The sequence below is a fragment of the Streptomyces camelliae genome, assembly GCF_027625935.1.
Classification (GTDB): Bacteria; Actinomycetota; Actinomycetes; order Streptomycetales; family Streptomycetaceae; genus Streptomyces; species Streptomyces camelliae.
Map to the genome: position 1 here is coordinate 6894977 of NZ_CP115300.1, position 11294 is coordinate 6906270.

Annotated in this window: 10 protein-coding genes; 6 read left to right on the plus strand and 4 right to left on the minus strand. The window is 70.8% G+C overall.

Annotated features, from left to right (window positions below; genetic code table 11):
• Nucleotides 1–129: 129 nt before the first annotated feature.
• On the minus strand, nt 130–1053 hold the full coding sequence (locus O1G22_RS31575) for a carbohydrate kinase family protein (protein ID WP_270084424.1): 924 nt from the start codon (nt 1051–1053) through the stop codon (nt 130–132).
• Nucleotides 1050–1958, minus strand: a complete 909-nt coding sequence (locus O1G22_RS31580) for a pseudouridine-5'-phosphate glycosidase (RefSeq protein ID WP_270086605.1) — start codon at nt 1956–1958, stop codon at nt 1050–1052. The genes O1G22_RS31575 and O1G22_RS31580 overlap by 4 nt, the downstream gene beginning before the upstream one ends.
• Before the next feature lie 108 nt (nt 1959–2066).
• On the opposite strand from O1G22_RS31580, the gene O1G22_RS31585 reads away from it, so the two are divergent.
• Entirely contained in the window at nt 2067–2498 is a 432-nt protein-coding gene (locus O1G22_RS31585; RefSeq protein ID WP_270084425.1) for a VOC family protein, read from the plus strand.
• Between the two features lie 35 nt (nt 2499–2533).
• Here the strand turns inward: O1G22_RS31585 and O1G22_RS31590 are convergent, their stop codons facing one another.
• Nucleotides 2534–3088 (minus strand): methylated-DNA--[protein]-cysteine S-methyltransferase, encoded by a 555-nt coding sequence (locus O1G22_RS31590; protein ID WP_270084426.1) that lies wholly within the window; start codon nt 3086–3088, stop codon nt 2534–2536.
• Nucleotides 3089–3129: 41 nt separating this feature from the next.
• Nucleotides 3130–4005 carry a glycerophosphodiester phosphodiesterase gene (locus O1G22_RS31595; RefSeq protein ID WP_270084427.1) on the minus strand — a complete coding sequence of 292 codons (876 nt, stop codon included), beginning with the start codon at nt 4003–4005 and terminating at the stop codon, nt 3130–3132.
• 280 nt (nt 4006–4285) lie between these two features.
• Between O1G22_RS31595 and O1G22_RS31600 the strand changes: the two genes are divergently transcribed.
• The 5 genes from O1G22_RS31600 to O1G22_RS31620 all read left to right on the plus strand — a co-directional run bounded on the left by O1G22_RS31600 (nt 4286) and on the right by O1G22_RS31620 (nt 11243).
• Nucleotides 4286–5143: an MHYT domain-containing protein gene (locus O1G22_RS31600; RefSeq protein WP_270084428.1), complete on the plus strand. Its 858-nt coding sequence runs from the start codon at nt 4286–4288 to the stop codon at nt 5141–5143.
• A 49-nt stretch (nt 5144–5192) separates the two neighbouring features.
• Nucleotides 5193–7331 (plus strand): excinuclease ABC subunit UvrB, encoded by a 2139-nt coding sequence (gene uvrB, locus O1G22_RS31605; RefSeq protein ID WP_270084429.1) that lies wholly within the window; start codon nt 5193–5195, stop codon nt 7329–7331.
• A 155-nt stretch (nt 7332–7486) separates the two neighbouring features.
• Nucleotides 7487–8065, plus strand: a complete 579-nt coding sequence (locus tag O1G22_RS31610) for a TerD family protein (RefSeq protein ID WP_225096527.1) — start codon at nt 7487–7489, stop codon at nt 8063–8065.
• Between the two features lie 57 nt (nt 8066–8122).
• A complete protein-coding gene (locus O1G22_RS31615; protein WP_270084430.1) occupies nt 8123–10003 on the plus strand; it encodes a TerD family protein in 1881 nt (626 codons plus the stop codon).
• 223 nt (nt 10004–10226) lie between these two features.
• A complete protein-coding gene (locus O1G22_RS31620; RefSeq protein WP_270084431.1) occupies nt 10227–11243 on the plus strand; it encodes a TerC family protein in 1017 nt (338 codons plus the stop codon).
• The last annotated feature ends 51 nt before the right edge of the window (nt 11244–11294 follow it).

Genomic DNA, 11294 nt, shown 5'->3' on the forward strand with positions numbered 1-11294 from the left:
GTGCCGGGCGTCCGCCCGCCTCCCACGGTCACCGCCGACCGCCGACCCCGCCCTCGACCCAGCCACCCCTGCCCGGAACCGGCGGTCCGGCCCCCCGACCCACCACCGACCGCCTGCCCAGTTCTCCGTCTAGCTCTCCCTGCCCGGAACCGCCGGTCTGGCCCCCACCCGACCCACCGCCTCCGCCCCCGCCCGGCAGCCCGAGGCTGCCGCCTCCCGGGGATCCGCGCCCGCGAGCAGTGCGGCGAGGAACGCGCCGGTGAAGGCGTCGCCGGCGCCCGTGGTGTCCTGCGGGACCGCCGGTGTCGCGGGGATCCTGGTCGGCGGGGCGCCGGTCCGGGCCACCAGCGCCCCGTCGGCGCCCGCCTTGGTCACCACCAGTGGCACGAGACGGCTCAGCTTGACCGCGGCGTCCGCCGGGTCCGACAGGCCCGTCAGCAGGCATGCCTCGTCCCGGCTGGGCAGCAGCACGTCCAGCCCTTCCGCGAACGCGAGGAACCGGTCCACCCCCAGCCGTACCAGGAAGCCCGCCGACGCCGGATCCAGGCTGACCGGCACACCACGCGCGCGTGCCGCCGTGAGTGCCGTGGCCGCCAGTGCCCGGCTCGGCTCGGTGAACAGCAGATAGCCCGACAGATGCAGCCGGGCGACCCCGTCGAGGAGCGCGTCGGACCAGTCGGCGGGTTCGAGCCGCAGGGACGCCCCGCTGTCCGTGAGGAACGTGCGCTCGGCCGCCGCCCCGGTGTCGACGAGACAGATCACCGTCCCGGTCGCCGCCTCCGGGTCGACCACCAGCCGGGGCCGCACCCCGGCCGCGACCAGCTCCCGCTCGTGCCACGCGGCCGTGTCCGTGCCGACCCGCCCGAGCAGCCGTACGTCCGCGCAGCCCGCGTGGGCTGCCCAGCAGGCCACGTTCGCGCCCGCGCCGCCGGGCAGCGTCCGGATCGCGGCGACCGTGTCCGTGCCGGCCGCGAGCGGTCCTCGGTGCCGGGCGACGACGTCCGTGACCACGTCCCCGACGACCAGCAGAGCCCCGTTCCGGCCCGTGGTCACCCCCTGGTCCAGGCGGTGGCGATCCGCGTCGCCAGCCGTACGTTGCCGCGTACGGCCGCCAGATTGGCGCTCAGGGAGGCACCCTCCGTGTGCCGGACCAGGTAGTCCAGCAGGAACGGCGTGACCGCCTGCCCGCTGATCCCCTGCTCCGCGCATGCGTGCAGCGCGTCGGCGAGCACGCGCGCGTGCACCTCGGGATCGAGCTGTTCAGCCTCGGGGACGGGATGGGCGACGATCAGCGCCGATGCGGGCGCGTCGAGCGCGTCCTGGGCCCGCATGACCTCGGCGACCTGCTCCGGACTGTCCAGCGTCCAGTCGACCGGATGCCCCGAGTCGGACAGATAGAAGCCGGGGAAGCGGTCCGTGCCGTACCCGGCGACGGCCACGCCCAGTGTCTCCAGCCGCTGCAGGGTCGCCGGCACGTCCAGGATCGACTTCACGCCCGCGCAGACCACGGTGATCCGCGTACGCGCCAGCAGCCCCAGGTCGGCCGACTCGTCCTGCGTCACCGTCCACTCGCGGTGCACACCGCCCAGCCCGCCCGTGGCGAACACCCGGATGCCCGCGAGCGCCGCCAGTTGCGCCGTCGCCGACACCGTGGTCGCCCCGCTCACGCCCCCGGCCACGGCGAGCGGCAGATCGCGGTGGCCCAGCTTGCGGATGCCGTCCTCGTTCGCGACCCGCTCCAGCTGCTCCTTGTCCAGCCCGACCCGGGGGCGGCCGTCCAGGACGGCGATGGTCGCAGGTACGGCGCCCTCCCGCCGCACCGCGTCCTCCAGCTCCAGCGCCACCTGGAGATTGCGCGGGCGGGGCAGGCCGTGCGCGATGATCGTGGACTCCAGGGCCACCACCGGCCGCCGTGCGTCGATCGCTTCCCGGACCTCTTCCGACACCACGAGCACCACGCGCATCGCCTCCTGTCCGTCGGCCTTGCCTCGTCTCTGGATCTCTGGCGGGTGCCGGCCACGGCTAAACGCTTGCGGCCTGTGGGGGACGCCACCAGCCTGGGCGGCATGACGAAGAACAGCATGCGTCTCGACCACGTCGTCCTGTGGGTGACCGACCCGGTGGCCGCGGCCCGCTTCCACGCGGACGTCGTCGGTCTGGAGCCCGTGAGACTCACCGAGTTCATCGAGGGGAAGGTGCCGTTCCCTTCTGTGCGCGTCAACGAGGAGACCCTCCTGGACCTCGCGCCGCGCACCTTCGTGGACCACATGAAAATGCTGCCAGGTGCCGCCGACAGCGCCGGCCATCCGGTCAACCACGTCTGCCTGTCCCTGCCGGCCGAGGCCTTCGACGCCCTGCGCGCCCGGCTGGAGCACCACGGCGTACCGCTGTCCGACATCGGCCACGACTCGTTCGGAGCCCGCGGCAACGCCCCGCGCACGTTCTACTTCCGGGACCCCGACGGCAACGTCTTCGAGGCCCGGCACTACGACGACTGAACCCTGGACCGGATCAGAGGGCCACAAGTCAGCGGTCAGAACAGCGGCTCGGGCAGCACGCCCTCCAGCGCGAGCAGCTTCCGCTTGGTCTCCAGCCCGCCCCCGAAACCCCCGATACCGCCGTCGCTCTCCACCACGCGGTGACACGGCACCACCACCGGCAGTGGATTGGCGCCCATCGCCGCGCCGACCGCCTGCGCCCCGCCGGGCTGTCCGACCCGCCCCGCGAGATCGCCGTACCCCACCACCGTGCCGTACGGCACCCCGGAGGCCAGCTCGCGCAGCACCTGCCGGTTGAAGCCGGAGATGAGCGACCAGTCCAGCGGCAGATCGAAGCCGTGCCGCTCGCCCGCGAAGTACGCGCGCAGCTGGCGTATCGCCTCGGCCAGCAGCGGCGAGTCCGGATCCTCGACCGGGGTGACGCCGAGCCGGGACGCCAGCCGCTCCAGGGCCCGGTCGCGCACCGCGTCCGTGGCGTGGAAGACGACGTTGACCAGGCCGTCGCGGCTCGCGGCCAGCATCAGCGGACCGATGTCGCTGCCGACGACGGCCCACACGACCCGCTGCTCATCCTGCCCTTGGCTGTCCATGCGACCACGGTACGGCCCGCCACTGACAACGCCCGCCCGGCTCAGTCCGAGCCCAGCGCTTCCCGCACCACGTCGGGCTTGTTGGTGATGATTCCGTCGACGCCGTAACTCGCGACCCTGCGGGCGGCGGCCGCGTCGTTCACCGTCCAGGCGAACACGCCGAGCCGCTTGCCGTGCGCCCCCTTGAAGGCGTGCACGGCCGCGACGTAGCCCAGGGAGAGCGACCCGGTCGAGGGATTGACCAGATCGGTGAAGCGCGCGTACTGGTGCAGCTGTGCCACTTTGGGCGAGCCGAGAAGGGCTGTGGTGACGGCGGGCTTCAGCTCGTGCACGGTCCGGATGCTGTCGGCGCTGAAACTCTGCACGATCAGCCGCCCCAGATGGTCCTGATCGAGCCAGCCCTCGTTGCCGAGGAGCTTCAGGATCTGCTGCTCCATACCCGGGTACAGCTCCGGGTTCTTGACCTCCAGGAGCAGCTTCTCGTGGTTGTGCTCGATCCGGCGCATGTACTGCGTGAGGGTCGGCACGCGCGTGCCCGTGTACGCGGGGGAGTACCAGCTGCCCGCGTCCAGCCGGGCGATCTCGGCCGCGGTGAAGTCCTTCACCTTCCACGGCGCCCGGCCGGGGAAGACCTGCTCGACGTTCGTGGTGCGGTTGAGGCTGTCGTCGTGGATGACGACCAGCTCGCCGTCCTTGGTGCGCTGGACGTCGTTCTCGACCCAGGTGAAGCCCAGCTGCGCGGCCTTGTCGATGGAGGCCAGCGTGTTCTCGGGTGCGTAGGCGGAGGCACCCCGGTGAGCGATCACCGTGGGCTCGCCGGAATCGCCGGCCCGGGCGTCGGAAGACGGGCTCAGCAGGACCGCCGCGATCCCCAGAGCCGCGACGGCCGTGACGGCCACCACTACGCGCGCGTGCATGCAGACTCCTCGCGTCCAGCGAATACCGAATGCAACAAGAGTGACAGCAGATCGTCAGTGGTACGCACGCGCATGACGGTCACACATCGCAGGCAGATGTCGACGTGCGCTCACCGTTGCCGCACAAGTGCGGCAACGCCGTGTTTCTTTGCCGGAAAATCGTTCGACCATTCCGGTGGGAGTCATACTCTCTGCGACAACCCTGACCGCCCGCGCGGTCCTGGGCCGGGGGAACGTTTGAGGTATTCCGGGACGCAAGAGGGCGGAAGGGCAGCCACGGATGCAAGGCACGGTCGACGGATTCAGCTACGGGGCCGTCACCCCGTTGGTGGCCTATCTGATGGCCTGCCTGGGCGGTGCCCTCGGCCTGCGCTGCACCACCCGGGCGCTGCTGGTCACGCACTCCTGGCGGCCCGCCTGGCTGGCCCTCGGCGCCGCCGCGATCGGCTCCGGCATATGGACCATGCACTTCGTCGCCATGATGGGCTTCGCCATCAAGGAGACACCGATCCACTACGACAAACCGATCACCTACGCGAGCCTCGGCCTCGCGATCGTCATGGTCGGCGTCGGCATCTTCGTCGTCGGCTACCGGGGCGCCACCGGCACCGCGCTCTTCACCGGCGGCACGATCACCGGTCTGGGCGTCGCCTCGATGCACTACCTCGGCATGGCCGGCGTCCACTTCCACGGGCGGTTCACCTACAACACCCTCACCGTCGCCGCCTCCGTCGTCATAGCGGTGGTGGCCGCGACCGCCGCCCTGTGGGCTGCCGGACGCGTGCGCGGCTTCCTGTGGAGCGTGGGGGCGAGCCTCGTCATGGGGCTCGCGGTGAGCGGCATGCACTACATGGGCATGGCAGCCCTGCGCGTCCACCTCGACGGCCCCTCTCATGCCACCGGAGGCGCGCCGGAGCCGTCCGTGCTCGCGCCCATGCTGATCGGCCCGCTCGCCTTCCTGCTCCTCGCGGCGGTCGTCGTGGTCTTCGACCCACTGATGGTGATGGGCCGGCCCGTCCGCAGGATCGCCGAGCACAAACCGGGCGTCCCGGCCGCCGCCGTCGCCTCCCACCTGGACCGCCGGCCCGCGCTCCACAACGAGCGCCGACCCGAGCACCACGGCTCCCGGACCAGGTAAAACACCTGATCGGGGCCCGTTGTCAGTGGGGGGTCGTACGGTGGATGGCATGCGGCCCGTTTCCCACATCGAACGCACGGTGGCGCCCTTCGAGGTCGTCAGCCCCTACCAGCCCAGCGGAGACCAGCCGGCGGCCATCGCCGAGCTGGCCAAGCGCATCGAGGCCGGTGAGAAGGACGTCGTCCTGCTGGGCGCGACCGGCACCGGCAAGTCCGCCACCACGGCGTGGATGATCGAGAAGCTCCAGCGCCCCACGCTCGTGATGGCGCCGAACAAGACGCTGGCCGCCCAGCTGGCCAACGAATTCCGCGAGCTCTTGCCGAACAACGCGGTCGAGTACTTCGTCTCGTACTACGACTACTACCAGCCAGAGGCCTATGTCCCGCAGTCGGACACCTACATCGAGAAGGACTCCTCGATCAACGAGGAGGTCGAGCGCCTGCGCCACTCGGCGACGAACTCGCTGCTCACCCGCCGCGACGTCGTCGTGGTCGCCTCGGTCTCCTGCATCTACGGCCTCGGCACGCCGCAGGAGTACGTGGACCGGATGGTCCCCCTCAGGGTCGGCGACGAGATCGACCGGGACGAGCTGCTGCGCCGCTTCGTCGACATCCAGTACACCCGCAACGACATGGCCTTCACTCGCGGCACCTTCCGGGTCCGCGGCGACACCGTCGAGATCTTCCCGGTCTACGAGGAGCTGGCCGTCCGTATCGAGATGTTCGGCGACGAGATCGAGGCGCTGTCCACGCTGCACCCGCTCACCGGCGAGATCATCAGCGACGACCAGCAGCTGTATGTCTTCCCCGCCTCCCACTACGTCGCCGGCCCGGAGCGCATGGAGCGGGCCGTCAACGACATCGAGAAGGAGCTGGGGGAGCGCCTCGCCGAGCTGGAGAAGCAGGGCAAGCTGCTGGAGGCCCAGCGGCTGCGGATGCGCACCACGTACGACATCGAGATGCTCCGCCAGATCGGCACCTGCTCCGGCGTGGAGAACTACTCGATGCACTTCGACGGCCGCTCGCCCGGCTCCCCGCCGAACACCCTGCTCGACTACTTCCCGGACGACTTCCTGCTCGTCATCGACGAGTCACACGTCACGGTCCCGCAGATCGGCGCCATGTACGAGGGCGACGCCTCCCGCAAGCGCACCCTCGTGGAACACGGCTTCCGCCTGCCGTCCGCCCTGGACAACCGCCCCCTGAAGTGGGAGGAGTTCCAGGAGCGCATCGGCCAGAGCGTCTACCTGTCGGCCACTCCGGGACCGTACGAGCTGTCGCGCTCCGACGGCGCGGTCGAGCAGATCATCCGCCCCACCGGCCTCGTCGACCCCGAGGTCGTCGTCAAGCCCACCGAGGGCCAGATCGACGACCTGGTGCACGAGATCCGCAAGCGCACCGAGAAGGACGAGCGCGTCCTCGTCACCACACTCACCAAGAAGATGGCCGAGGACCTCACCGACTACTTCCTGGAACTGGGCATCCAGGTGCGCTATCTGCACAGCGACGTCGACACCCTGCGCCGCGTCGAGCTGCTGCGCGAACTGCGCAGCGGCGAGTTCGACGTCCTGGTCGGCATCAACCTGCTGCGCGAGGGCCTCGACCTGCCCGAGGTGTCCCTGGTGGCGATCCTGGACGCCGACAAGGAGGGCTTCCTGCGCTCCGGCACGTCGCTGATCCAGACCATCGGCCGCGCGGCGCGCAACGTCTCCGGCCAGGTCCACATGTACGCCGACAAGATCACCCCGGCGATGGAGAAGGCCATCGAGGAGACCAACCGCCGCCGGGAGAAGCAGGTCGCCTACAACAAGGCGAACGGCATCGACCCGCAGCCGCTGCGCAAGAAGATCAACGACATCGTCGCGCAGATCGCCCGCGAGGAGGTCGACACCGAGCAGCTCCTCGGCAGCGGCTACCGCAAGTCCAAGGACGGCAAGGGCGCCAAGGCACCCGTCCCGGCACTCGGCGACAAGGCGGCCAAGGGCGCGAAGGTCGGCAAGGCCGCCAAGGGCCAGGCGGTGCCCACGGACCGTCCGGCGGCCGAACTCGCCGAGCAGATCGAGGAGATGACCGAGCGGATGCGGGCCGCCGCCGCAGAGCTGCAGTTCGAGATCGCGGCCAGGCTGCGCGACGAGGTCTCGGAGATGAAGAAGGAGCTGCGCCAGATGCGGGAGGCGGGCCTCGCCTGAGCTGCGGCCCCCTGCCGGACCTCGGCATACGCGCCAAGTGTTGCAACACCGACACAAAGCGCGGGCCGGGGTTCGGCACTGTCGGCGCGCCTGCGTAGGGTTTTGGACAACCGCGCACTGCGCGGCAACAGGGGACCATCGAGAGGGGATTCAGGGTGTCCGTCAATTTGAGCAAGGGTCAGGCCATCAGCCTGGAGAAGAAGGACGGAGGCACCCTGACCGCGGTCCGTATGGGGCTCGGCTGGCAGGCGGCGAAGCGGCGCGGCCTGTTCGGTTCGCGCACCAAGGAGATCGACCTGGACGCCTCGGCGGTGCTCTTCGCCGAGAAGCAGCCGGTCGACGTCGTCTTCTTCCGCCACCTGGTGAGCGACGACGGTTCCGTGCGCCACACCGGCGACAATCTGGTCGGCGGCGCCGGCCAGGGCGGGGACGACGAATCGATCCTGGTGGACCTGCAGCGCGTCCCCGTCCACATCGACCAGATCGTCTTCACCGTGAACTCCTTCACGGGCCAGACCTTCCAGGAGGTGCAGAACGCGTTCTGCCGCCTCGTGGACGAGACCAACGGCCAGGAACTGGCCCGCTACACGCTGGACGGCGGCGGCGACTACACCGCCCAGATCATGGCGAAGGTGCACCGCGCGGGCTCGGGCTGGACGATGACCGCCCTGGGCACCCCGGCCAACGGCCGCACCTTCCAGGACCTGATGCCGGCGATCCTGCCGCACCTGTAGGACCGCCCGCTCGACCGGCAGCGCGTACGACACAACGACACCACGGGGGGCACGGCGATGACGGCCGAGCTGGTGCGGGGGCAGAACCACCCGCTGTCCGAGGTCCGGCTGACGATCCGGATCTCGGCGGGGGCCCCGGTCCTCGCCGGAGCCACGCTCGGCGACGAGAACGGCACGGTGCACGGCCCCCCGTGGGTGGCCCATCCCGGCACCCCCGTCCTGCCCGGCGTCGAGGTGCCCCGGCAGGCCGCCGCCGAGCACCGGCTGACCGTCGACCTGGGCACCCTGCCCGAGACCGTGCACCGCGTCGCCGTGTTTCTCGCGCTGCCCACCGGGTCCGCCGGGCCGCTCCGGTTCGGTGCCGTCGCAGCCCCGCACACCGCGGTCGACGGCCCCGACGGCAGCGAACTCGTCAGCTACACCCTGACCGGCCTGGACACCGAGACGGCGGTGATCGCCCTGGAGCTGTACCGCAGACAGGGCGCCTGGAAGGTCCGCGCGATGGGCCAGGGCTACGCGGCCGGTCTGCCCGCACTCCTGGCCGACCAGGGACTGCCCGCGGCCGCCGACCTCGCGGCCGCCGTCCAGCACTCGGCGGCCCTCGCCCCGGCCCCCACAGCCGCTCATGGCACGGCGGCGCCGGCGCGCCCGCACACACCGGCGCCCGCACCCTCCTACGACGCGCAGAACCCGTACGACACCCAGGCCCCCGACGCCGCGCCGCGCGCCCCAGGCACCCCGGTGGACTACACCCACCCCCGCCGCCCGCACGGCACCGAACCGACGCCCTCTCCGGCCACCGAGGAGCAGCCCGCGCAACCGGTCGCGGGAGACGCCGTCGGCTGGTCGATGGAGGAGCGCCTGTACAACCAGGTCTGGGGCATGTTCGAGGACCTGGCCCGCACCACGGCCGCGTACCGCAGCGCCGTCGAATTCGCCGACTCCCGTCTGGAGAAGGAGCTCGACCAGGCGCTGGCCGACCCCCGCGGCCGGCTCGGCACGGCAGGCGACACCGCGCGCGAGGCGGCCCACGCCCGCCGGACGCAGCTGGTCGACCAGGCCCGCGCGGCCCTCGATCGCGACCTCGCCCAGCTCGCCGCCGAGTCCGACGTGGTCGAGCCCGCACTCCCGCCCGCCTACGCCCGCTGGGACAACCCCGTCTGGCACGCCTACCGGGTGCCGGCCGAGCCGCCGATGGCCCTGCGGCTGGGCGATCTGCATCTTCCGGAGAGTGTGCCGCTGCGCGTCCCCCTGCTGGTCAGGCTGCCGCTGGAGCGGGGCCTGTGGCTGGACAGCGGCCCGGTGGCGGCCGACGGCCTCCCGGACGCCGCCGAGCTGCGGCAGCTGGCCATGGAGGCGGCGGTCGCGCTGGCGGCGCGGCTGCTCGCCGTGCATCCGCCGGGCGACTTCGCCGTGCAGGCCATCGACCCGGCCGGGGCCGGGGCCGCGGCGCTCGGGGTGCTGACGCGGACCGGTGCGCTCACCACGCCGCCCGCAGCTGGGGCGGCGGGTGTGGCGGAGGTGCTGGAGAGGCTCACCCGGCGGGTCGACCTGGTGCAGATGGCGCTGCGCGGCGGCACGCCCGAGTCGCTTCCGGCCGATGTCGACACCGCGCGGCAGCTGCTGATCGTCAACGACTTCCCGCACGGCTTCGACGACCGCGCGGTGACCCGACTGCGCTACCTCGCCGACGAGGGCCCCGCGGTGGGCGTGCATCTGCTGCTGGTGGCGGACCGTGAGGATGCCGCCGCCTATGGCCCGTTGCTCGACCCGCTGTGGCGTTCGCTGATGCGACTCACACCCGTACCCGACGACCATCTTGCCGATCCCTGGGTCGGGCACGCCTGGACGTATGAACCCGCGCTGGTGCCGACCGGGAGCCAGATCGTGCAGCAGGTGCTCACCGAGGTGACCAGAGCCCGAGCCAAGCACAGGTAAAGTGCTTCCCATCAGGTCATTTGACCTTCCTTTTGCTTTTTGCTTTACCTTTCCTTGGTGATTGGGGTATGGTCTTCCGTACGGAGGGGAGTACTCCCTGACTGCGGCGCACCCGTCAGTACGGACCGGTCCGGTCCCGGGGCGCCGACCCCGCGCGGGTGGAAGAGACCTCCGGCAGCGACAACGCTGAAAGTGTTTGCCGTTACGTCATGCCGGAGGTGCAGTGGACGTTTCCGTGACCCTGTGGGTCCTGACCATCGTGGGCCTGGCCGCCCTGATCGCGGTCGACTTCTTCATCGGGCGCAAGCCGCATGAGGTGTCGATCAAGGAAGCCGGTGTCTGGACCGTCGTCTGGATCGCCCTGGCCGGACTCTTCGGCGTCGGTCTCTTCGTCTTCCGTGGCGGTCAGCCGGCCGGTGAGTTCTTCGCCGGATTCATCACCGAGAAGTCGCTCAGCGTCGACAACCTCTTCGTCTTCGTCCTGATCATGGCGAAGTTCGCGGTGCCCACGCAGTACCAGCAACGCGTCCTGCTCGTCGGCGTGCTCATAGCCCTGGTGCTGCGGGCGGCCTTCATCGCCGCGGGAGCCGCGATCCTCGCCAGCTTCTCCTGGGTGTTCTACCTCTTCGGCGCCTTCCTGATCTGGACCGCCTGGAAGCTCATCCAGGAGGCCCGCGCGGACGAGGAGGACGAGGAGTTCGAGGAGAACAAGCTTCTGAAGGCCGCGGAGCGCAGGTTCGGTGTGGCCGACCGCTACCACGGCACGAAGCTGTGGATCCAGGAGAACGGCAAGCGGGTCATGACCCCGATGCTGGTCGTGATGCTCGCCATCGGTACCACGGACGTCCTGTTCGCCCTGGACTCCATCCCCGCGATCTTCGGTCTGACCCAGGACCCGTACATCGTCTTCACCGCCAACGCCTTCGCCCTGATGGGCCTGCGCCAGCTGTACTTCCTCATCGGCGGCCTGCTGAAAAAGCTGGTCCACCTCTCGTACGGCCTGTCGGTGATCCTCGGCTTCATCGGCGTCAAGCTGGTGCTGCACGCACTGCACGAGTCCGGTGTCCACGTCCCCGAGATCAGCATTCCGGTCTCGCTCGGCGTGATCTGCGCCGTCCTGATCGTCACCACCATCACCAGCCTGATGGCGAGCAGGAAGCAGGCGGCCGCCGAGGCGGCGGGCGTCGAGGGTGAAGGCGCCGCGAAGGACGGCGTCGATGCCCGACCCGGCCGGCGGTGACAGCGTCTCCCGGCGGGAGTGGTACTGCGCGGAGCAGGTCCCCCTCCCGCC